This is a genomic window from Microcoleus sp. A2-C3 (assembly GCF_036706065.1).
Classification (GTDB): domain Bacteria; phylum Cyanobacteriota; class Cyanobacteriia; order Cyanobacteriales; family Microcoleaceae; genus Microcoleus.
On the sequence record NZ_JAUBVX010000012.1, the window covers coordinates 52,566 to 75,587 of the forward strand.

Annotated in this window: 12 protein-coding genes, 1 tRNA gene and 1 pseudogene; 5 read left to right on the plus strand and 9 right to left on the minus strand. The window is 47.1% G+C overall.

The window, feature by feature from the left end; all coding sequences use genetic code 11:
* Nucleotides 1–424: 424 nt before the first annotated feature.
* The 5 genes from QUB66_RS09195 to QUB66_RS09215 form a co-directional block, all read right to left on the minus strand.
* The gene (locus tag QUB66_RS09195; RefSeq protein WP_332966896.1) at nucleotides 425–3,166 is read right to left on the minus strand and encodes a DEAD/DEAH box helicase; all 2,742 of its coding nucleotides are present in this window, start codon (nucleotides 3,164–3,166) and stop codon (nucleotides 425–427) included.
* Nucleotides 3,167–3,820: 654 nt separating this feature from the next.
* Nucleotides 3,821–4,972: a glycine cleavage system aminomethyltransferase GcvT gene (gene gcvT, locus QUB66_RS09200; protein ID WP_265236208.1), complete on the minus strand. Its 1,152-nt coding sequence runs from the start codon at nucleotides 4,970–4,972 to the stop codon at nucleotides 3,821–3,823.
* A 257-nt stretch (nucleotides 4,973–5,229) separates the two neighbouring features.
* Nucleotides 5,230–5,302, minus strand: a tRNA-Ala gene (locus QUB66_RS09205).
* A 147-nt stretch (nucleotides 5,303–5,449) separates the two neighbouring features.
* Nucleotides 5,450–5,653 carry a hypothetical protein gene (locus QUB66_RS09210; RefSeq protein WP_265236206.1) on the minus strand — a complete coding sequence of 68 codons (204 nt, stop codon included), beginning with the start codon at nucleotides 5,651–5,653 and terminating at the stop codon, nucleotides 5,450–5,452.
* 181 nt (nucleotides 5,654–5,834) lie between these two features.
* A complete protein-coding gene (locus tag QUB66_RS09215) occupies nucleotides 5,835–5,969 on the minus strand; it encodes a hypothetical protein (protein WP_265236204.1) in 135 nt (44 codons plus the stop codon).
* Nucleotides 5,970–6,031: 62 nt separating this feature from the next.
* Between QUB66_RS09215 and QUB66_RS09220 the strand changes: the two genes are divergently transcribed.
* The gene (locus QUB66_RS09220; RefSeq protein WP_332966897.1) at nucleotides 6,032–9,418 is read left to right on the plus strand and encodes an Eco57I restriction-modification methylase domain-containing protein; all 3,387 of its coding nucleotides are present in this window, start codon (nucleotides 6,032–6,034) and stop codon (nucleotides 9,416–9,418) included.
* Nucleotides 9,419–9,645: 227 nt separating this feature from the next.
* Here the strand turns inward: QUB66_RS09220 and QUB66_RS09225 are convergent, their stop codons facing one another.
* Both QUB66_RS09225 and gltB read right to left on the minus strand, forming a co-directional pair.
* Nucleotides 9,646–10,047, minus strand: coding sequence for an endonuclease domain-containing protein (locus QUB66_RS09225; RefSeq protein WP_265239398.1), 402 nt, complete (start codon nucleotides 10,045–10,047; stop codon nucleotides 9,646–9,648).
* Nucleotides 10,048–10,250: 203 nt separating this feature from the next.
* On the minus strand, nucleotides 10,251–14,954 hold the full coding sequence (gltB, locus tag QUB66_RS09230; protein ID WP_332966898.1) for a glutamate synthase large subunit: 4,704 nt from the start codon (nucleotides 14,952–14,954) through the stop codon (nucleotides 10,251–10,253).
* Nucleotides 14,955–15,482: 528 nt separating this feature from the next.
* Here gltB and QUB66_RS09235 point away from each other — a divergent pair.
* Complete coding sequence (locus QUB66_RS09235) at nucleotides 15,483–17,576, plus strand: phosphodiester glycosidase family protein (RefSeq protein WP_332966899.1); 2,094 nt, start codon at nucleotides 15,483–15,485, stop codon at nucleotides 17,574–17,576.
* A gap of 40 nt (nucleotides 17,577–17,616) precedes the next feature.
* Here QUB66_RS09235 and QUB66_RS09240 read toward each other — a convergent pair whose 3' ends face one another.
* Complete coding sequence (locus QUB66_RS09240; protein WP_332966900.1) at nucleotides 17,617–18,768, minus strand: RNA-guided endonuclease InsQ/TnpB family protein; 1,152 nt, start codon at nucleotides 18,766–18,768, stop codon at nucleotides 17,617–17,619.
* A 116-nt stretch (nucleotides 18,769–18,884) separates the two neighbouring features.
* Between QUB66_RS09240 and QUB66_RS09245 the strand changes: the two are divergent.
* Nucleotides 18,885–18,990: pseudogene (locus QUB66_RS09245) on the plus strand (transposase); the annotation flags it as partial.
* Between the two features lie 13 nt (nucleotides 18,991–19,003).
* Here the strand turns inward: QUB66_RS09245 and QUB66_RS09250 are convergent.
* A complete protein-coding gene (locus tag QUB66_RS09250; RefSeq protein WP_332966901.1) occupies nucleotides 19,004–19,366 on the minus strand; it encodes a hypothetical protein in 363 nt (120 codons plus the stop codon).
* A 60-nt stretch (nucleotides 19,367–19,426) separates the two neighbouring features.
* On the opposite strand from QUB66_RS09250, the gene gcvH reads away from it, so the two are divergent.
* On the plus strand, nucleotides 19,427–19,816 hold the full coding sequence (gcvH, locus tag QUB66_RS09255) for a glycine cleavage system protein GcvH (RefSeq protein ID WP_332971227.1): 390 nt from the start codon (nucleotides 19,427–19,429) through the stop codon (nucleotides 19,814–19,816).
* Nucleotides 19,817–20,046: 230 nt separating this feature from the next.
* The gene (gcvP, locus tag QUB66_RS09260) at nucleotides 20,047–22,980 is read left to right on the plus strand and encodes an aminomethyl-transferring glycine dehydrogenase (protein WP_332966903.1); all 2,934 of its coding nucleotides are present in this window, start codon (nucleotides 20,047–20,049) and stop codon (nucleotides 22,978–22,980) included.
* Nucleotides 22,981–23,022 lie beyond the last annotated feature (42 nt).

The following is a 23,022-nucleotide window of genomic DNA, read 5'->3' on the forward strand; positions in this document are numbered from 1 at the left end:
TGCTCTTTGATTTGTTGCATTGACACGACAATTACCCACCACACCGCTTATTCAGTTGACAGTTGACAGTTGACAGTTGACAGCTTTCCTCTACCTGGAAGTCCGAGGATTGAAGCAATGAATAGTTATTGTAGGGCGATGCACACCGCACCGGTTGATTCAGTTGGTAATTTTTTTTACTAATATCATTTTTACAAAATTTTGCGACAAAAGAAGTGTTTGGTTTGTTTACACTGGCTTTGTAAGCAGAGGTGCGTCGCTGTTAGATTGTCGATTTTAGTTAGGGATTTATCCCAGGCGACGCACCCTACAATAACTTAGTCAACCGGCGCACATTGCGCACCCTACAAATTGAATTGGTGCGCATTGTGCATACAATATGTTCGACGATTGCAAATCCCATCCCCAACTCACAACTCAAAAGTTATTGAGTAGCAGCTTCATTCACTGGGAATCGATCGATCAACTGCATCGCCCGACAAGCATTCCTCCGCAAAGAATCAGAGACGTGAGGGACATGAGGAATCTGAGATAAGAAATCCAAAGTCCGGCGCAAAATCCGCACCACATCCCCTTCATCCAAACTTGTATGACTAATCAGTTCCAGCCATTCAACGCCCAGAGCCCACTGTTCCACCAAAGTTACTATATCCCGTTCCAGCCAAATCGGGATTGCAGCTTCGTGGCGGTACTGTACTTGAAACAATCGGCGGCGCAGGCCTTTTTGCAGATTGTCCAAAGGTGCCAAAACTTCCGCAGACAGCGAGTAATGAGTCCAACTATCAGGCCGAGAAACTTCTGTAACTAAGGCCGCGCAAGCAGCAGCGAGGTGGTGGGGGTCGAGTTCGTCAAACTCGGCAGACATTAGGGACAAACCCAGCCACAGTTCATTATCACCGCGAATGGCGGCGCAGGCTTGGCCCAAGATTGTGGGCACCAACCTCTCGGAGGCATCATCTCGATTGACATTTGCCGAAACTACTCTTTCCAAGCAGCCGAAATTCAGCAAAATGTCAATTAAGTTGAGAAATTGCTCCCAGTAGCGAGCTCGCTGTTTTTCTAAGTCTTGTTCGGCTTTGCGAATTTCTTTTTTCAATTCTTCCCGGCGGCGCTGGCGCTTGAGCAAAGTACCGGGATTGCCCCATTCTAGAACTGGGTGAATTTCTAGTTGATCTTCTACGGCGGCGATTTTCTGCTGTTGCTCGATCGCCTCTGGGCTCGGTTCCGGTATCGGCAATTCTGGGATAGATTGAGCAATGGAGATAGTGTCTTCATTTCCCAAGCGGCACTGGCCGAGTCTCAGGGTCAATTCCGCAGGCGGGATCAAGGTATCTGCAACGCTCAAACGGGGTAATTCGGCGTGGAGGGTGGCGACATCGCTAATGGCGACGATATACCAGCGGTTATCTTTGCCCAAGCATACCAAGTTTGGTGCTTGCCCAGAACCTGCGATTTTGGCAACCAGTACGGCGGGCACGGGAGTTGTGTGCGATCGTTTAGCTGTGGGAACGTGCTTACCTTTGAGACTCAGAACCGTTCCTAGCACTGCAAAAGCCACAGCTACGGACATCTCCTTAATTCGAGCTTCTTCTGCTTGGTGCAATAAAGTTTTCAGCAAACGTTTGTCTTCTTTGAGCCTTCCCTGCAATTTTTCGTAATGGGCGAGTTGTTTTTCCAGGGTGGAGACATTACCTCCGGCCGCCAGAGACTCTTCCAGCACAGCCAATTCAGCTTGTACCCGGTCTAATTCCGATTGCTGTGGCTGCAAATACAAAGTAGACAGATATTGACCAAAACTCCGTTCTACCAACTCTTGAGCTTCATCAATAGTGTGAGTTTGCAGCAAATTCAGCACCATGCCGTAGCTGGGCGTAAACTGACTGGCGAGGGGGTCGGCTTTGGCTGTTGCCAAATAGGAGGCTTCTTTTGCGCCTTCAAAGCGTGTCTGAACTGCGACCACGTGTCCCAGCTCGTCCATGCCCCGCCGACCCGCCCGACCGGCCATTTGCAGGAATTCTGAAGCGTTTAGCAGTCGGTGTCCCTTGTCGGTGCGCTTGGACAGGGTGGAAATGACTGTGGTGCGGGCGGGCATATTGATCCCGGCTGCGAGGGTTTCGGTGGCAAATACAACCTTAATCAAACCTCTGCCAAAGAGTTCTTCTACTAAACCTTTCCAAGCGGGTAAAATGCCTGCGTGGTGGGCTGCGATGCCTTTTAAAAGTGCTTCTTTTTGACCGAAGCGTTCTGCTTCTGGGTTTCGCTGTAAAAAATCGTCGATGATGCGTTTGAGTTCGGCTGTTTCGGCTTCGTTAACCAGGGAGAAATTGCCTACTTCTGCTACTGCTTGGTCGCATCCGCGACGGCTGAAGATGAAGTAGATTGCTGGTAGCATATCTCGATCGTCCAACCGGGACAAAACATCGGTCAAACTGGGAGTAGGAATGCTACCTCTTTCTGCTTTTTGCTGCTTCTTTTTGGGGACTAACCGCGGATTAGCTCTTTTGCCGGTTTCGTCTAGCAGCGGGAATATGCCTTTTTGATTGGCGAAGTGGAATTGCAGCGGTACTGGCCGAAAGTCTGAGTAGACAAGCTCTGTGGGCCCGTGAACTTTGTTAATCCAGTCTGTGAGTTGCCCACTATTGGCAACGGTTGCTGAGAGGGCGAGCAGTTGAATTTCGCTGGAACAATAGATGATCGATTCTTCCCAGACGGTACCACGCTGGCGATCGTTCATGTAGTGACACTCATCGAGCACCACGGTTTCGACTCCGGTGAGCGAAGCACCAACAGCGCCGATCGGTGTACCGTAGAGCATATTCCGAAATATTTCGGTAGTCATCACCAAAATCGGCGCATCTCGATTGAAGGAGATGTCACCCGTCAGCAAACCTACCATCTCGTCTCCAAATTGATGGCGGAAGTCGCGCAGCTTTTGGTTAGAGAGGGCTTTGAGGGGAGTGGTGTAGAAAACGCGCCGCCCCCTGGATAGTGCTTGATGGATGGCGTATTCGCCGATTAAAGTTTTCCCGGAGCCTGTGGGAGCACACACCACAACGGATTTACCTGCATCGAGGGCGGCGATTGCCTCTCTCTGAAAGTTATCTAGCTCGAATGGAAATATAGTCTTCAGATCCAGCGCTGGGCGGTTCTGGGCAAATTCTGGCACAAGGGTTATTATGAGGTTTCAGGGTAAGTATGCTTAAATCTTGCCGAAAGCAAGGCAGCAGAGGACTGTACTGATTTTAGACCTTTGTTAGCCGATCGGCACTCGCAGGAAGAAGAGACGAGGAATGGGAGAATTTTTCTTTTGCCTTCAATCGTTCCTTACCTCAGCTTTCAGCGGTCAAGTTCTGACTACAAACTTACAGCACTTTTCAGGTATCTAGCTACGCGAAAACCCGGTTGCTGTAAGGGCGTGTCCTCTGCCCGCCCTGATTCCCGGCTTCTGCCGTGTAGTCGATCGACCTGGAATCTGCTATCTTATCGCAAAAATTCTAATTTTTTGAAATGCTATTTCATTCAGTTGACAGTTGACAGTTGACAGTTGACAGTTGATAGCGACCTCTACCTGAAAGGAAGAGGATTGGAGTAAAGAATAGTCTGATTTTAATTTCTCCCTAGAAGGGTTCCGGCTTTAAACCAATTGGCGTTGCTTAATCAGGGTATGAAATAAATAATTTTAAAATCCAGAAACTTTGTAGACGCTGGTTTTTATGAATTGCATATTTAGCCTTTCATACCGTAAATCAGCAACGCCGAAGTTTGTAGTGAGAACTTTAGATCCGGGAAAAGGACTGAATTCCGAATGCTCGAACCTGATTTAATTTGGTCGATTTTGCGATCGATAAAATGGCTTTTTCACCACTGTAGCCGGGTAACTTTTCCCGCGAATCTCGACTTCTAACTGCTGACCGATTTTAGCTAATTTTGCCGGAACAACCGCGAGGCCTACCGCCCGATTCAAAGTAGGCGATAATGTACCGCTAGTAACTTCTCCTACAATTTCGCATTCAAAGATTACCGGATAGCCGTGGCGCGCAATGTGCCGCCCCTGCATTTCTAACCCTACCAACCGTTTTGATACTCCCGTAGCTTTCTGCTGTTCCAAAACCTCGCGCCCAATAAAGTCACCTTTGCTATCGAGGTGAACTACCCAACCCAATCCCGCCTCTAAAGGCGTGGTATTGTCGTCAATATCTTGACCATAAAGTGCCATTGCTGCTTCTAAACGCAAGGTATCTCTCGCACCCAAACCGCAGGGAACAACACCAGCATCTAGCAATTTTTGCCAGACTTTTTTCCCAGTTTCTATATCCACCATTATTTCAAATCCATCTTCGCCGGTGTAACCTGTTCTGGCGATAAAACTCGGCTGTCCCAACAGCTTGGTTTCTAAGTGTCCGAAAGCTTTGATTGGTGCGAGATTGTCTTCCACGAAAGGCTGGAGATATTTAACAGCTTCTGGCCCTTGAATTGCGATCAAAACTTGGTCTTCGGAGATGTCTGTGAAAATAAGTTCGTTCAAGTCTAAGTGGGCGAGAATCCAGGCTTTGTCTGTAATGCGAGTGGCGGCGTTGACAATGATTACTGCACGTTCTTCACCACTGGTGGCATCGGGTTCTTGGCAGTAGAAAATAATGTCGTCTAAGATGCAGCCTTTGTCATTTAGTAAGACTGTATATTGAGCTTGTCCTGGTTGCAAGCGGCTCAAATCTGAGGGTACTAAGGGTTGAAATTTTTCTATTACTTGTTTTCCTCTCAAGCAGAACTTTCCCATGTGGGAAATATCGAACATTCCTGCTTGCTGACGTACTGCTTGGTGTTCGCTGCTGATGCCTGCGTACTGTACTGCCATCTCCCACCCGGAAAAGGGCACTATCCGACCTTTGAGCTCTAATGATAGTTCGTACAGAGGCGATCGCGCAAGCTGACTCGGATTCTCTGGATTGTTGGGTTCAGTTGACTTTGCCACAGGTAGCGCTTTGTTTTTTTTGCGGGTAGACTTGTTTTGATTTTAGGGGAAAATTGGTTTTTGTGGTGTGCGATCGAATTTCAGGTAATGCCCAAAGAAGACCGGGCGGTTGAAACCGCGTCTATACAAACGAAACCCGAGCTGAGAGGGGTTGAAGAATGGGCGGTGAAAATTGCGTTATTCTCTTTACACCGCGGAGGCGGACTTGGTTTTTGTAGACGCGGTTTCAACCGTACGTCTTATCTAATCTTGATTTATGGAGAATAGCGGGCTCGAACCGCTGACCCCTACAATGCCATTGTAGTGCTCTACCAACTGAGCTAATTCCCCTTTCTTTTCGCGCTCTCAATCATGCCTTAACTGACCGATGTTTGTCAAGCCTTTTTAAGAAAATAGTTTCGAGCCTTGGACTCGCAAGGCTTTTGGCTTTTTTTTTGCATTCCTCGCTTTTTGACAATTGTCGATCGCTACTTTGATTTAGTAAGTGTGCTGGGATATTTCGGTTAAATGGCTCAAACAAGACCCCATGAGGAAGTAGACGACTACCAGGGCCGCTGCTGAGGCAGCAACTAGGGTGCCGGCTAGCATTAGTGAAAATTCCCGTTGCGCGATCGCCTCTTGCATTAGATGCAAAGACCAGGCAACTAGGGCTACGTCAATTATTAAAATAGAAATCAGCATAAGTTACGATTTGTAACAGCTTGACCATTGTAACAAAACTTTGAGATTCGTGCAGATTAGCTTATACGTATTTAATTATTGCTGTAAAACCCGGAGGGAGCAGCGGAAAGCCATCAAGAAAAAATTATAGGTTTTCTTGATAATTACAATATGCTAAGTAAATGAGAGCTAGCTCAGCTTGTTAGGGCGGTTGTGCGATCGCGGGTGCGATCGCCTTTTTTGAAGGTAGGTGCGTTAGGGAAGCCCGCGCCTGCGGGAGGCTGATCAACGAAGAGCGATCGCCCGTTTTGAGTATAACTGGATGGGAGAATGGCAAAATCTCAGCCGTTGTTGCACTTAGATGCGGTAAAATTAACTTGATTAATCTGCTTTTAAAAGATGACCAATCGCTCTACTCGCGCCCTTTTTCACAGCAAAACACTCAACACAGCTTTGCGTGCTTTTAGTTTTCCGCAAGATATGGAAGTGCGCCGCCAAAAATTGGGAACGTGGATTGCTGCACTTAAAACGGGTACGTTAGACGAAATTAAAGAAGTTTCGCTGCACGGCAGTTTTATTAATGATATTTTTCAGGATGTGTTGGGATATTGCTCGGTAATTCAAGGTGCGGGGAAAGCTTGGGAAATTAACGCGGAACAAACGATATCTGATGGCGGCGGTTCTGCTGACGGGGCGATCGGCTTTTTTACTGCTGCTAGCAATCCTAAAGGCAAAGCGGTGTCCCTGCAAGGTAAAGTGATTGCTCCGATCGAACTCAAGGGAGCGAAAAATGATTTAGACCGTCCCGCATCCGGGCGATCGGAATCAGCAGTTGACCAAGGATGGCGCTACGCTAATTATACACCAGATTGTCGCTGGATTATCGTCTCGAATTATCGAGAATTGCGACTTTATCATACCAATAAAACTCCCGCTTATTACGAACAATTTTTTCTGACTGACTTGGCGGATCTTGAAGCTTTTAAGCGGTTTTACTTTCTGCTTTGCAGGCGCAATTTTCTGCCTCCCACAAATCAAGCTCAAACAGTTTCTGCGATCGACAGACTGTTAAAAGACTCTGACGAAGCTCAAGAGGAAATTACCAATAAATTATATCAAGAATACAAAGCAATTCGACTCGATCTAGTCAAGCATTTTCGTTTTACCGGGCCGCAGGACATTCCCAATCGCGATCGCCTACTGATCGAAAAAGCTCAAAAAACTTTAGACCGCGTTTTATTCATTGCTTTTTGTGAAGATAAAGGATTGCTGCCACCAAAAACCATCAGCAACGCTCACGATAACAAAGACCAATATAATCCTAGATTAATTTGGGAAAATTATCAATCAGTCTTTCGCTGGGTTGACGTGGGAAATGATGACCCTCCCGTACCGGGATACAACGGCGGTTTATTTAAATTCGATCCGATTTTAGACGCACAATTGACTGTTCCCAATCTTCTATGCAGTAGGCTTAATAAGCTGACCAGATTTGATTTTGATACCGAAGTTTCTGTCGATATTTTGGGACATATCTTCGAGCAATCTGTGACAGATTTGGAAGAGTTAAATGCTGAAACTGCCGGACAGGAATACAATCAGAAAAAAGGCAAACGAAAAACTCAAGGTGTGTTCTACACGCCTGCTTTTATTACTCAGTATATTGTCGAGGTTTCTCTCGGCGGCTATTTGCAGCGGCGAGAGCAAGAATTGCGCGATTTCTTCCAGATGGGCGAAGTTGCTGAAGTGTCCGTTAAGCCACCAAAGAAAACAGCAATTAAGTTTTGGAAAGCCTATCGAGACGAGGTGCTGCAAAAAACGCGAGTCATCGATCCAGCCTGCGGTTCGGGAGCTTTTTTGATTGCGGCTTTTGATTATTTGATGCAGCAGTATGAAAGAGTCGATCGCGAATTGAATGCTTTGGGGTATAAACCAAAAAACGGCAACTCGCTGGAATTTGACAGAAGCATTTTAAGCAACAACCTGTACGGCGTAGATTTGCTGCCGGAATCGGCGGAAATTACCAAACTTTCTCTGTGGTTGAAGACGGCCGAACCTGGTAAAACCCTGACGTATTTGGATGATAATATTAAAGCGGGAAACTCGATTGTCGCTGACAGTAATGTAGCAGATACAGCGTTTGATTGGCAAGCTGAATTTCCGCAGATTTTTGCTGATGGCGGTTTTGATGTTGTCCTTGGCAATCCGCCTTACGTGCGCCAAAAGTTGTTTTCCTCGCTTAAGCCTTACCTACAAGCTAATTACGAGTCTTATCATGGAATGGCGGATATGTATACTTATTTCTATGAGAAAGGATTTAAACTTCTTAAGCCAGGGGGGATTCTTTCTTATATTGTAACTAATAAATGGCTGAGATCAGGTTATGGCGAACCGCTTCGCAAGTTTTTTGCTTATCATGCCGTGTTTGAGCAGATTATTGATTTTGGACACGCTCCAATTTTTGAAGATGCTGATACTTTTCCTTGTATTGTAGCAGTACGAAAACCTGAGCCATTTTCCTCTATATCTGAAACAAAGAAGGAGATTGAGGAGAAAAAACCACAACCTAATTTGCCTGTGATTATTTGTCCGGTTCCCCGTGAGGAACTTGCTAATATCAATCTCACCCAATACGTGAAACAAAACGGTTACGACATTCCTTGGTCGCGCTTTAATGGTGAGGCATGGAGTTTAGAAATACCAAAGGTTGATGAGTTGATGCAAAAAATTCAGCAAGCAGGCATTGCACTCAAAGAGTTGGCTGAAATCAAGCCTTATTGGGGAATATTAACTGGATTAAATGAAGCATTTTTAATTGATGAAGCCACCAAAAATAGTTTGATTCAATCCGACCCAAAATCTGCTGAAGTTATCAAACCATATCTCAGAGGTCAAGATATAAAACGTTGGCACTCCCAATGGCAAAACCTCTGGATGATTTTTGCTCGCCGAGGAATTGAAATTGATAATTATCCAGCTATTAAATTTTATTTAAATCAGTATCGAAAACAATTAGAACCCCGTCCCAAAGAATGGAATGACACTAGAGATGGTGATTGGGGAGGACGCAAAGCTGGTAATTATAAGTGGTATGAAATTCAAGATACTATTGACTACTGGCAGCTATTCGATAAACCAAAAATTATATATCAAGAAATTCAATTTCATCCTTCGTATAGCTATGAGACAAATGGTTATTTGACAAATAATAAAGTTTTTATCCTCCCCAAAGACGATTTATATATATTAGCAGTTCTCAACTCACCCCTCATTTGGTGGCACAATTGGCGGTATTTACAGCACATGAAAGATGATGCCCTAAACCCTGCTGGTTACTTGATGGAAAAACTTCCCATCGCGCCACCAACTGACTCAATTCGTGCCGAAGTGGAACCAATTGTCAGCCGTTTAATTGAAATCGCCAAAACCAATCAAGAAACTCATCGAGATGTCTTGCAATGGCTGGAAATCACTTATAAAATTGAGAAACTAGGACAAAAACTCGAAGATTTTTCTAATCTATCCTTTGAGGAGTTTGTAGCAGAAATCAGAAAGCGAATGCCGAAAACTAAATCCTCCGATCCTCTCGGCGTGGCTGGACTAAAAGTAGTCCGCGAAACTTATAATGAATATGCACCGCTGATTCAATCTCGCAAAACTGAGGCGTTGAGACTCGAACACCGTTTATCTGACTTAGTTAATCAAGCTTACGGATTGACACCCGAAGAAATAGATTTGATGTGGAAAACAGCACCCCCGCGGATGCCGATCGTGAGACAAATTTGATCTAATATTAGAGCGCTGTTTATCGTCGTTGGGAATGTTGGAATAACAATGTTTTCGCGACAAATTATGCAATTTATGCGGAATTTAAAGGCGATTTTTTGACCTTTGAGGTAATTGTTAATCTCCTGTAATCTTGCTCCCCCCCTTAGCAAGGGGGGGGCTGGGGGGGTAAAACACCTAATACTCTCAGCGATTTAATCTGATGTTATCTAATCTTGCTCCCCCCCTTAGCAAGGGGGGGCTGGGGGGGGTAAAACACCTAATACTCTCAGCGATTTAATCTTATCTATAATCACATCTAGAACCCCATCCAAATTATGATAAACATCATCATTTGTAAACCTCAAAAAATTAATTTTTGCTGATTCAATAAATTCTTGCCTTGCTGCATCATATTCTACAGCACCTTCTTGAAAATGACTGTCACCGTCTACTTCTAGTGCTAACTTGATTTCTGGTGAGTAGAAGTCGATTACAAATTCTGCTACGCTGTATTGTCTGCGAAATTTACAATTCTCAAGCTGTCTGTTTTTGATTTTGTCCCAGAGACGTTTTTCGGCTTTGGTCATTTCTCTGCGGAGTCGCTGTCGCTTGAGTTTTTCTGAGGTTTTGTTGTAAAGTTTTGTCATTGTTATATTTGGGTTTTTTTGTGGGTTGCTTGGCCTTTTACCCCCCCCCCAGCCCCCCCTTGCTAAGGGGGGGAGCAAGAACAAGAGAGGGTTTTTTGAGTTGTTGTGAAAAAACGGGTTTTTGACTCACGGTTCGTAATTCCCATAGATTCAAAAAAAGGGGCGACTCGTGTCGCCCCTCATCTAATTAACTTGCTGCAAAATTACGCTTTCACAGCAATCTTTTGTTCCGAAGCTTCCGGCGAATTCGCTTCGCTTGGCGGCACAACTTGCCAGAACTTCGGCAAGTATTCCGACCAATTTGCCAGAATCTTCGCGGCTTTTTGGCTGTTAGTTCGATCGCGCTGCATCTCAATCAACTCCTTCAACTGCGCCTCCCCAGCGGCCGTAGAAACCCGCTGCATCTTCACAATCTCCCCGTTGACGTGAGCCGGGAAATTGCCATCTTCATCGAGGAAATAACCCAAACCGCCAGTCATTCCAGCGCCGACGTTCCGGCCGACTTTTCCTAACACGACAATAACGCCGCCAGTCATGTACTCGCAGCAGTGATCGCCCGCACCCTCAATAACCGCTTTCGCCATTGAGTTACGCACCGCAAACCGTTCGCCCGCTTTACCCGCAGCTAGCAGGGTTCCGCCCGTCGCGCCGTACAAGCAAGTATTGCCGACGATCGCATTTTCGGAAGCATCATACGTCGCACCAGTCGGCGGTGCGATCGCAATTTCGCCACCGTGCATCCCCTTACCAACGTAGTCGTTAGCTTGGCCAGACAGTCGCAGCGTCATCCCCGGCAAATTGAACGCGCCGAAGCTTTGGCCCGCGCTACCAGTGCAATTGAGGGTGATCTCACCGCTAAAGCCCGTGTTGCCGTGTTGCAGCGCGATCGCACCTGATAAACGAGCTCCCACAGTGCGATCGGTATTCACCAATTTTACACTCTTGTTAACAGTGCCGTGATTGGCGATCGCACTTTGAATCTCAACATCCGCCAACAAATCGTCATCCAACACAGGCCCGTTGCTGTGAATATCGCCGTGGATCAAGAAAGATCGATCGCCCTTAGTATCCGGTAACTTCATCAAACAATCCAAATTAATCGCTTGAGTTTTAGTTAGTTCCACCCCTTCGCGCATTGTCAACAAATCAGCGCGGCCGATGATATCTGCGATCGACTTATAACCCAATTTCGCCAACAAACTCCGCACTTCTTCTGCTACGAAATAGAAGAAATTAACAACGTGTTCCGGCGTTCCGGGGAACCGTTTCCGCAAATGTTCCTGTTGAGTTGTCACGCCCACAGGACAACTATTCATGTGGCAAACGCGAGCCATAATACAGCCTTCAGCAATCATTGCTACCGTGCCGAAACCGTACTCTTCGCCGCCCATCAAAGCACCGACAATTACGTCCCAACCAGTTTTAAAGCCGCCGTCAACCCTGAGCAAAACCCGATCGCGCAAGTTGTTTTCCATCAACACCCGGTGAACCTCAGTCAATCCGAGTTCCCACGGAGAACCTGCGTGCTTAATCGAACTCAGTGGAGATGCACCGGTGCCGCCATCGTGACCGGAAATTTGAATCACATCAGCGTTTGCCTTCGCAACACCGGCCGCGACAGTTCCGATACCGACTTCCGATACTAACTTGACGGAAACTCCCGCTTTCGGATTGATTTGATGCAAGTCAAAAATCAACTGCGCCAAATCCTCGATCGAATAAATGTCGTGGTGAGGAGGAGGCGAAATCAGCGTGACACCCGGTTTCGATCGCCGCAAATAAGCGATATACTCGCTCACCTTCGGCCCCGGTAATTGACCGCCTTCACCTGGTTTCGCACCTTGTGCGATTTTAATTTCGATTTGTTTGGCATTCATCAGGTACTCGGGAGTTACGCCGAAACGCCCCGAAGCTACCTGTTTGATTGACGAACAGGCTGTATCGCCGTTTTGCAAACCTTTTAAGTGAGGTAGGGTTTGTGAGAAACCGGCCTCGCTCACATCGTTTAGCACTTTGTAGCGCACCGGATCTTCGCCACCTTCGCCGGAGTTGGATTTGCCGCCGATGCGGTTCATCGCAATGGCGAGAGTTTCGTGGGCTTCTGGGGACAAAGCGCCGAGGGACATTCCGCCGGTGGCGAAGCGTCGGACAACATCTGCTACAGATTCGACTTCTTCGATAGGGATGGCCGGGCGATCGCTCGCGAAGTCCAGCAAATCCCGCAAAGCCGTTACCGGGCGGTTTTCTAGCTGTTGCTTATAAACCTCGTAATGGTCGTAAGCCGTTTTTGTTTCGGCCCCGTTGCCGTTACCGTTACCCTTAGTATCAGCCTTAAATCCAGCCACAGCCTTGTGCAAAGCCTTCGCCATTTCCGGGCTGTTCATGTGATATTCGCCACCCCGGCGGTACTGTACGAAGCCGAAGTTTTCCAGCTTTTTCCGGCTCAATTCCGGGAAAACCTGAGAGTGGAAACACATCACCTCGTTAGCCAATTCCGCCACACTCAAACCGCCGATGCGAGACACCGTGCCTTTGAAGCCCAAATCGAGCAAATCTGCGCCAATGCCGATCGCCTCAAAGATTTGCCCTCCTTGATAGCTAGACAGCAGCGAAATCCCCATTTTCGACAAAATCTTCAGCAAGCCATTTTCCACCGCTTTGCGGTATTTAGATTGAGCTTCAGTGACAGTAATTTTGGGAACCTTGCCGTGTTCCATCAAGTTTTGAGTTTTGGTGTCAAACCACCAACAGCGCACGCTTTCCAATGCCAAATAAGGGCAAATAGCTACAGCGCCGTAACCCATCAAACAAGCGAAGTGGTGAGTGCTCCAACATTGGGCGGTATCCACAACTAGCGAAGTTTGCATCCGTAGCCCGACGCTAATTAAGTGGTGGTGAACTGCACCAACTGCCAGCAACGGCGGAATATAAGTACATTCAGCACTTACACCCACAGCATATCCGCCTTTTTCCTTCGAGGCTCGATCGCTCAAAATCAGAATTCTCGAACCGTCGCGCACCGATTTAACAGCATCTTGACAAAGTTGCTCTACTGCGGTTTGCAAGCCTCCAGGCCCGGCAGCGATTTTGTAAAGGGTGGACAATTCCGTTGCGGGGAAAGACTTCTGGTCTTTCAAAAAACACAGTTCAGCGTCGTTGAGTACCGGGGAATCAATTTTTAGCAGCTTGGCATTTTCCGGGATTGTTTGCAATAAATTGCCCCGCAAACCCACATTCATTGTCAGTGACATCACCATCCCTTCGCGCAGGGGGTCGATCGGCGGATTAGTCACTTGAGCGAACCGCTGTTTGAAATAGTTGTAAAGTAACTGAGGCTTTTCTGAGAGTACGGCCAAAGGAGTGTCATCGCCCATGCAGAAAGTCGGTTCCTTCCCAGAACTCGCCATCTCGACGATTACCATGTCCAAATCTTCGGCGGTGTAGCCAAAAGCAGTTTGGGTTGCTAACAGAGTTTGCGAGTCTAGGGTTGCCGTTTCTGCAAAAGGCTGCGGTTCCAATGTTTCGCGGTTTTGTTTGAGCCATTCGCCGTAGGGATGGCGCTTAGCAATCCGCTGTTTTAGCTGCCAATTTTTGAGAATTTCCTTGGTTTGCAGATCAACAGCAATCATTTGTCCTGGCCCCAAACGGCCTTTTTCGACAATATCTGCTTCGGGGATATCGACAACTCCGGCTTCGGAGGCGACAATTACCAAACCGTCTTTAGTAATGCAGTAGCGGGCCGGACGCAAACCGTTGCGATCGAGCGTAGCACCTACTTGTTTGCCGTCGCTGAATACCAGCAAGGCCGGCCCGTCCCAAGGTTCTTGAATGCCGCTGTAATATTCGTAAAAATCTACAATTTCAGGATACGGATCTAAATCCGGCTGATTTTTGTAAGCTTCGGGCACCAGAATTGTCAGGGATTCTAGGGGGGTGCGGCCGGAATGCACCAACAATTCCATCACGTTGTCCAAGTTGGCCGAATCGCTGCTTTCGGGATTGACGATTGGGTTAAACGTGTCGATGTCGGCTTGACTCCAATTCGGGTGAGATAAATTGGCTTGTCGCGCCTTCATCCAGGTAATATTGCCCAGCAGCGTGTTAATTTCGCCGTTGTGTCCCAGCAAGCGCATCGGCTGGGCTAGGTGCCAGCGGGGCATGGTGTTGGTGCTGAAGCGGCGGTGATAGACGGCGAAGGAGCTTTTATAAGCGGGATTTTTCAGGTCGGGGTAAAATTCTGCTAGGATTGCCGATCGCACCATGCCTTTATAGACGATCGTGCGACAGGAAAAAGAGCAACTATAAAAGTCTCGGCGGGTAAAGTTGGGGCGATGTGACAGGGCGTGTCCGATGGTGCGGCGGGTCAGAAATAGCTGTCTGTCGAGGTCGTCTCCCTGTAAGTTTGGTGAACTTACGATTACTTGTTCGATTTGAGGTTGATTTTCTCGCGCTTGGGTGCCCAAAACCGACGGTACAATGGGAACTTTGCGCCATCCCACCACAGTGAAACCGCGATCGACCATAACTTCTTCAACCACCTGCCGCGCTATATTAGCTTGACTTTCATCTTGGGACAGAAACAGCATTCCCACGCCGCAGTTTTCCTGTGGTGGAGGCACAATTCCCTGTTCGGCAAACCAAGAATGCAACAATTCCCAAGGAATCGCTGTCATCAAACCCGCACCGTCGCCGGAATCTTGGTCGGCGCTGCAACCGCCGCGGTGTTCCAGACAGGTTAAGGCTGGCAGAGCTTTTTCGATAATTGAGTGAGTAGCTTTACCGTTTTGGTTGGCAATGAAGCCTACACCGCAGGCATCTCTTTCTTCCACTAACCAGTTTTGGCCGGCAAATGGAGTTCCTCGCTCAGTTTGATGCACGTTGCTGTTTCGATCGATCGTATTACCCATGTTGATTGAATGTTATTTCGGTGATAGTGTGGTTGATGCGTTTTTATAGCTCGGAGAGAGAATGTTACCGAGTGGTGGAATCTTAGTAAACCTTAAAACAGCACATAGCAAGCTGATTCGATCAAAATTTACGTCGATGCTGCGTGCACTTAAGACTGAAACCCTGTTTGCCAATTTTAAATTATCTCGATCGAATCGCTTTGGAGATGTCTCATAGAATACGCTTCTGTATGTAGAGAAGCGCTTCTTGGGCAAATTACCGCTTTGCAGGGCCGATAAATTGCGGGCGATTCACGAAGAAGGATAGCTGCGCGAGGCGAGTTTTTTTGTGCTTGTTTTTCCTGAATGTGCTAGATAGATGCAGAGGGCGGTTGAAATCTCCGTCTCTAGTGGGTGAGATTTTGTACAGGCGCGGTTTCAAGCGGCCGGTCTTCTTATGGTATCGAATAAAATTAGAAATTTTCACTATTGTGCTGTGTGGCAGGCGTTTTTGAAGGTTAATGGTTTGAGGTTTCCACAAGTAAAAAAATGCACAGCAGACAAAAACGCCTAGTAGCAGCTAACAGAAGTCGATCGAGTGTTTGGCCCTGGATGTTGTCAGTCTCGATTGCGCCGATACTGGCCGTCTCAGTCGGGAATCTGACCGCCACAGCCCAAGCAGCCAAGAGTGAGAAAACACCGGAGGAAGGTAAGGCTGCACTGATTCATGCTTCCACAGCCCGCCATTCGTTTCAACTCCCCTCTCATAGCGAAAGTCGGTTAAAACCGACTCAATTACTTATGACTCAATCTGTACCGCCCTCTTCGAGAATTAGACAAGGCCGCCAAGTGTCTCTAAACGGCCGCATTCTCCCCCTAACTTGGACTCAGCAGCCGGCAAACAGCACTTCTGCTAATTTCCGAACTTGGATTGCTGACGTTGGCTTGATGCAGAGTGCGGGAGTGGATTTACTCAACACCGCCGACAGTACCAAACAACCGGTGCAGTGGTTTTCCGTATCTTTAACAGCAGCTCAAAGTTTGACAACGCGATCGACAGGCCCGTATCGTTACTTAGATGTTACCGATTTTGCTAAACTTGCCGGCTGGCAGATATCTGCTGAGGGCAATGTTCTAAAAATTACTTCTCAAGCTGCGAATGTGACCGGCATTCGGCAAGCAGCGAGAGAATGGGGCGATCGCATTGTTCTAGATCTAGATCGCCCCGCCCCGTGGCAACTCAACATCGTCGATACACCGAGCCCGTCGCCAACAGACGACCCCACAAAGCCCGCTATCGGGCAGCAGACCGCACCCCCAGCCCGAAACCTCGAAACACCGGACGACCCGACTAAACCCGCGCTCTCGCAGCCGCTAGCGCCCATACAGCCGATCGCCGGTCAAGAATGGTCGATCGCGATCGATGCCAAGATCGATCGCACTTTGATCGATCGCGCTTTTGCAACCAGCCCACAAGTGCGATCGTTCAAAATCGAAGCTGCGGGGAATCAAACCAAAGTGAAAGTAAAAATTCCGTTAGGTTGGCGGCCGCAAGTTTTCAGTTTAGGAAATCCCAATCGATTAGTAATCGACATTCGGCCAGACTCGTTAGTAGAAAAAGACATTGCTTGGGCGGCAGGAGTTCGATGGCGACAACAGTATCAAAATTTAGGAATCGCTCGTTTTCCGGTATATTCCTTAGAAATAAATCCGCGTCAAGCTGGCGTCAAAATTAGACCACTTTTGAGCAATCCGCCGACCGAAAAAGGCAGTGCACCTTTATTACAAACAGCGGAACTTTCGGGAACGGCTGCTGCAATTAACGCCGGATTCTTCAATCGGATCAATCGACTAGCTTTAGGTGCGATTCGGCGGGACAACAAATGGCTTTCCGGGCCGATATTGAACCGCGGGGCGATCGCCTGGAACGATCGAGGCGAATTTGTCATCAATCGTTTGACGTTACAAGAAACTGTGATAACTCCGCTGAATCAGCGTTTGTCTATTTCCCAGTTAAATAGTGCTTATGTGGAATCGGGAATCGGCCGTTATAATCCTGATTGGGGAGCGAGTTATACTCCGTTTTCGGACAATGAAATAGTGGTGACAGTTGCGGGCGATAGAGTTGTCAGCCAATCCCCCGGAGGTGAGGTGGCAAAAACAAATTTCCCAATTCCAGGGAACGGTTATATTTTGGCTTTGCGTTCCAATTTTTCCCCTGCATCTCAATTAACTGCTGGCACTTTATTGCGTTTAGAAACTAACACAATTCCTGCTGATTTCAACCGTTTTCCTTACATTCTAGGCGGCGGGCCGGTGTTGGTAAAAAATAGTAGAGTTGTTTTGGATGCTAAGGCGGAAGGGTTTAGCGATGCGTATGTTCGACAAACAGCGATTCGGAGTGCGATCGGGCGAACTGCTGCGGGGAATTTGCTAATTGTAGCCGTGCACAATCGCGCGGGCGGGGCGGGCCCAAATTTCGCGGAACTAGCGCAGATATTGCAGCAAATGGGTGCTGTGGAGGCTTTAAATTTGGATGGGGGAAGTTCGACGAGTTTGTATTTGGGAGGGAGTTTGCTCGATCGCCCGCCGTCTACTGCTGCGAGAGTCCATAATGCGATCGGCATTTTCATTCAACCTTGAAATACTCCCCGGCCTGGTTTGCGCGGGGATTCTTGACACTTCACCGACTGATGCTACCTTTCGTAGTCTTACTCTGTCTCTGTGTCCGTTTATAGTCGTGGCGATTCCCCATCCCGACTTTATTTATATTCTTTGCAGCATTCTCGTCTCGATTATGTTCTGTTCCGCAATTCAAACATTTAATTGCGCGAACTTTCAAATCAAGTTTTCCCCATTTAAAACCACACTCTGAGCATACTTGGCTAGTAGGCTCCCATCTGCTGATTACCACAAAGTCTCTGCCAAACTTCTCGGATTTAGCCTCGCAAAGAGTTCTAAATTCTCTCCAGCCTTGCAGGCTGATTGCCCTAGAAAGTTTGCGATTTTTCATCATTCCTGACACATTCAAATCTTCCAAGATGATAGCTTGGTTTTCGCTAACAACTTTAGTGGATAGTTTGTGCAAGAAATCTTTACGGGTATCTGCAATTTGGTTGTGAAGTTTGGCGATTGCAATTCGAGTCTTTTTTCTGCGGTTCGAGTCTTTTTCTTGACGCGCTAACTTTTTCTGAAGTTGGCGGACTTTCCTGTCTAGTTTTTTGTAGTCAGGGCTTTCGACTTTTTCACCGTTACTCATAAAAGCAAAAGTATTAATTCCTAAGTCAATGCCGATACTTTGGCTTTTAGCTTCGACAGTGACAGGTTCAAATTCTACAACAAAGCTGAGAAAATAGCGATTTGCACAATCCTTGATTACCGTTACAGAACTGGGTTCAGATGGTAAATCTCTAGACCATACCGGGTTTATATCACCAATCTTAGCCAAGTAGACAGAATCCTCAGATAGCGAGAATGCGGCTTTGGTGAACGTTGCAGACTGCGTGTTAGTTTTCTTTTTGAATCTGGGCGGTTTTACTTTTTTACCTTTGCGTTTCCCTTTGCAGGAATCAAAGAAGTTCTTAAAGGCAACGTCCAGATTCTTAACGGATTGCTGCAATGGGACGCTAGAAACCTCAGTCATCCATCCCCGATGCTCCATCTTTTTGCTCAAGGTTAGCGCACTTGATAGCGCATTGTACCCTGGGTACTTTTCGGAGGATTTGCAAAAACCTAACGCATCGTTCCAAGCCACCCGAACACAACCAAACAACTGAGCTAAACTCTGGCATTGTTGGTCTGTCGGGTAGAATCTGTATTGATAGCGAGCTTTCATCGGGCGTGGTATGATTTATCCGTTAGTTAATTATATTGTACATCAAATGGTAGCCTAATTCCACAAAGAAAGACGTTTCAAATTTACAGGTTAGCTTGGCCTGCGTAATATAGCCTTACGGCAAAGATGCGCTTTGGTCGCCCAGCTATTTTGCTAGCTCCGTTGGTGGAGCGCCAATTGAACCTCTTAAACAATACATAGTAGCAAGAAAAGCCGTCCTAGAAGGACGGAATTTTTACCCAATTTTCTGATAATCGTAAGCAAATACAGCAAACCCGCTGTCTCGAATCTCTCGCAACACCGACCAAATATATCCCAAATTCTCTCCATTACCGTGACTATAAAGTATGGTATATTGAGCTTGGGGGTTAGGAAAATGAACAGCAGAAATTTTCATCCCATTAGCTGAGCTAAGTTTAATAATTTCGCTAGTATCCTGGTAGCCAGCAGCGAGAGGTTGAAAAATCAACCTGCCTGAAAAGAAGACAGCGTAAAAACACTGAAAAGCGTAGATAAAAATTGCCGAACGCAAGACTCGTTTGAGAGAAAATTCCCCAAAAAGTAAACGTTTGATATTTTTCTTATTCCAGTTCACCATCACTAAATGCCCATAGTTTAATAAGATTTAACTGATACTTTTTTACGGCAAGGAATTGACATGACACTAACATACCCCGATGACCTGAAATACCTAGACACTCACGAATACATCCGACTCGAAGGGGAAATCGCCACCATCGGCATTAGCGCCTTTGCAGTTGACCAACTCGGTGATATTGTGTTTCTAGATTTGCCCGAAGTCGGTGCAGGTTTGGAAAAGGGCGAAGCTTTCGGTACAGTCGAGTCAGTGAAAGCCGTTGAAGACTTGAAAGCGCCTGTTACCGGTACAGTCGTAGAACGCAATGATGACATTATAGAGTCTCCCGAAAACTTGGCAGAAGACCCCTATGGCGCTGGGTGGTTGCTAAAAGTCCGCGTTAACAACGCCAGCGAAGTCGATGATGCTTTGTCCGTCGAAGCGTATCGCCAAATGGTGGAAGGGGAATAAAAAAGAGGGGGAGAGGGGGAGAGGGGGAGAGGGGGAAAATCTTTTCTCTTCCTTCTTCCCTCGAACCTCAAACCTCAAAATCAATCCCCCAAATCCTCTACATCTCTTAAATCCGCTACAAAATCCGTTGCGGAACCGCCACATCCGTTAAATCCGTGACAAAATCTGTTGCCGAACTTCCTTTGCGAAATGTTACAAAGTAATAAGAAATCGATTCAGGAGAATCAGCCTTGGTACTTTACAGCCCGCAACTTGAACCCAACCAGCAGCAAAACCTTTCCCCCATCGATGGTTTTGCGGGAAGACACATAGGCCCTTCCCCCAGCGAAATCCAGCAAATGCTAGATGTTTTGGGCATTTCCAGCCTTGATGACTTGATTGACAAAACGATTCCAGCGGCGATTCGCATTTCTCAACCCCTACAGCTTCCCGCAGCCAAAAGCGAGTACGCTGCTTTGGCAGAATTGAAAGAAATTGCTGCAAAAAATCAGGTATTTCGATCGTACATCGGCACAGGATATCACGACTGCATCACACCTCCTGTCATCCAACGAAATATCCTGGAAAATCCCGGCTGGTACACAGCCTATACTCCCTATCAAGCCGAAATTGCCCAAGGGCGATTAGAAGCTTTGCTGAACTTCCAAACGATGATAATCGAGCTCACGGGTTTGGAAATTGCCAACGCTTCCTTACTGGATGAAGGGACGGCGGCGGCGGAAGCGATGACGGTGAGTTACGGCGCTAATAAAAATAAAGCAAAAGCGTTTTTTGTCTCCCAAGATTGTCACCCTCAAACCGTCGAAGTGGTGCAAACTCGCGCTAAACCCCTGGGAATTGAAGTGATTGTCGGCGACCATCAAAGCTTTGAGTGCGATCGTACAATCTTCGGTGCACTCTTGCAATACCCAGCCACCGACGGCGCAATTTACGACTATACCGATTTTATTCGATCGGCACACCAAGTCGGCGCATTAGTCACAGTAGCCGCCGACATTTTGAGCCTTTGCGTGCTCACACCCCCCGGCGAATTCGGCGCAGACATAGCCGTAGGAAGCACCCAGCGCTTCGGAGTGCCGATGGGATTCGGAGGGCCTCACGCAGCCTACTTCGCCACGCGAGAAGAGTTTAAACGGCAAGTTCCGGGGCGAATTGTCGGCGTTTCTAAAGATGTCAACGGCAAATCTGCTTTACGTTTGGCCCTGCAAACTCGCGAACAGCATATCCGCCGCGAAAAAGCAACTAGCAATATTTGTACTGCTCAAGTTTTGCTAGCAGTGATGGCGAGTATGTATGCTGTTTATCACGGCCCGTCTGGACTTAGACAAATTGCTGAACAAGTACGCAGCTTAACTGCAATTTTAGCATCTGGTCTTTCCAGTTTTGGATACGCAATTGGCGATCGACCTTTCTTCGATACTCTGCGGGTAGAATTGGGAGATAAACCACTATCGGAAGTTCTACAAGCCGCTCAAAATCGCCACATTAATCTACGGGTGTTTGATGAAACAACCGTGGGAATTACTCTCGATGAAACTGTCACGGCTGAAGATGTCAAAGAGTTGTGGAAAATTTTTGCACGGGAGAAGGATTATATCAGGGGTGACGGCGAGAATTCTCTGAGCGTTCCGCTGAATGCAGACGCTTTCACTTCCTATATGATGTTACCTGATTTTTGCGATCGCACAACCAGCTATCTCACCCATCCAGTTTTCAATAGCTACCACTCCGAAACTGAACTGTTGCGCTATATGCACCGTTTAGAAGCCAAGGATTTATCGTTAAATACATCGATGATTCCCTTGGGTTCTTGCACAATGAAACTAAATGCAACATCAGAGATGCTGCCGGTAACTTGGGCGGAATTTGGTAACATACATCCCTTTGCACCCCGCAACCAAACTCGCGGCTATCAAATGATGTTCGTGCAACTAGAACAGTGGCTAGCAGAAATCACCGGTTTCGCCGGAATTTCCTTGCAGCCAAACGCTGGTTCCCAAGGCGAATACGCGGGATTATTAGTAATTCACCAATACCATGAACACCGAGGCGAATCTCACCGCAATATCTGTTTAATTCCGCAGTCAGCCCACGGCACAAATCCAGCTAGCGCCGTAATGGCGGGGATGAAAGTAGTCGCTGTCGAGTGCGATTTTCAGGGAAATATTGATGTCGCCGACTTGCAAAAGAAAGCCGATAAGCACAAGAATGAACTCGCTGCTTTGATGGTAACATATCCATCTACCCACGGCGTTTTTGAGTCAGAAATTAAAGAAATTTGCGAAATTGTCCACAACTGTGGCGGACAAGTTTATATGGACGGCGCAAATATGAATGCTCAAGTTGGATTGTGTCGCCCCGGTGATTTTGGTGCTGATGTTTGTCACTTGAATTTGCACAAAACTTTCTGTATTCCCCACGGTGGTGGCGGGCCAGGCATGGGGCCGATTGGAGTCATGTCTCATTTAGTGCCTTTCTTACCTGATGTTTCGGGAGATTCAAACGGGGTGAAAGATGGCAATTCTATAGGTGCTGTTTCGGCTGCGCCTTGGGGAAGTGCTAGCATTTTGACTATTTCTTGGATGTACATTCGGATGATGGGAGGAGTCGGTTTAACTGATGCGACAAAAGTTGCAATTCTTAATGCTAATTACATGGCGCATCGGTTAGAATCGTATTACCCGGTTTTGTACAAAGGGAAATCTGGTTTAGTAGCACATGAGTGTATTCTGGATTTGCGCTCGCTCAAAAAATCTGCTGCGATCGAAGTTGATGATATCGCTAAACGGTTGATGGATTATGGCTATCATGCGCCGACGGTTTCGTGGCCAGTTGCTGGTACAGTAATGGTGGAACCGACGGAAAGCGAATCGAAGCAGGAATTAGACCGTTTCTGCGATGCGATGATTGCGATTCGAGGCGAAATTGCGGAGATTGAAAATGGTAATGTGGACGCGCAAAATAACGTCTTGAAAAATGCGCCGCATACCGCAGAATCTCTGATGGTTGATGAGTGGAATCGTCCTTATACTCGCGCGCAAGCTGCTTATCCGACTCCTTGGACTCGCGAATATAAGTTCTGGCCTGCGGTGGGCCGGATAGATAATGCGTTTGGCGATCGCAATTTTGTCTGTTCTTGTTTGCCAATGGAGGCTTACACTTAAGGTTAAGTAACTCTCTTTGGGTGCGAAATTAGGCCTTAGATG

Excerpts from the sequence above, each read along its gene's own strand:
- QUB66_RS09210 (WP_265236206.1), bottom strand. The coding sequence starts at position 5,653 with ATGCTGATTTCTATTTTAATAATTGACGTAGCCCTAGTTGCCTGGTCT.
- QUB66_RS09220 (WP_332966897.1), top strand. The coding sequence starts at position 6,032 with ATGACCAATCGCTCTACTCGCGCCCTTTTTCACAGCAAAACACTCAAC.
- QUB66_RS09225 (WP_265239398.1), bottom strand. The coding sequence starts at position 10,047 with ATGACAAAACTTTACAACAAAACCTCAGAAAAACTCAAGCGACAGCGA.
- gltB (WP_332966898.1), bottom strand. The coding sequence starts at position 14,954 with ATGGGTAATACGATCGATCGAAACAGCAACGTGCATCAAACTGAGCGA.
- QUB66_RS09235 (WP_332966899.1), top strand. The coding sequence starts at position 15,483 with ATGCACAGCAGACAAAAACGCCTAGTAGCAGCTAACAGAAGTCGATCG.
- QUB66_RS09240 (WP_332966900.1), bottom strand. The coding sequence starts at position 18,768 with ATGAAAGCTCGCTATCAATACAGATTCTACCCGACAGACCAACAATGC.
- QUB66_RS09250 (WP_332966901.1), bottom strand. The coding sequence starts at position 19,366 with ATGGTGAACTGGAATAAGAAAAATATCAAACGTTTACTTTTTGGGGAA.
- gcvH (WP_332971227.1), top strand. The coding sequence starts at position 19,427 with ATGACACTAACATACCCCGATGACCTGAAATACCTAGACACTCACGAA.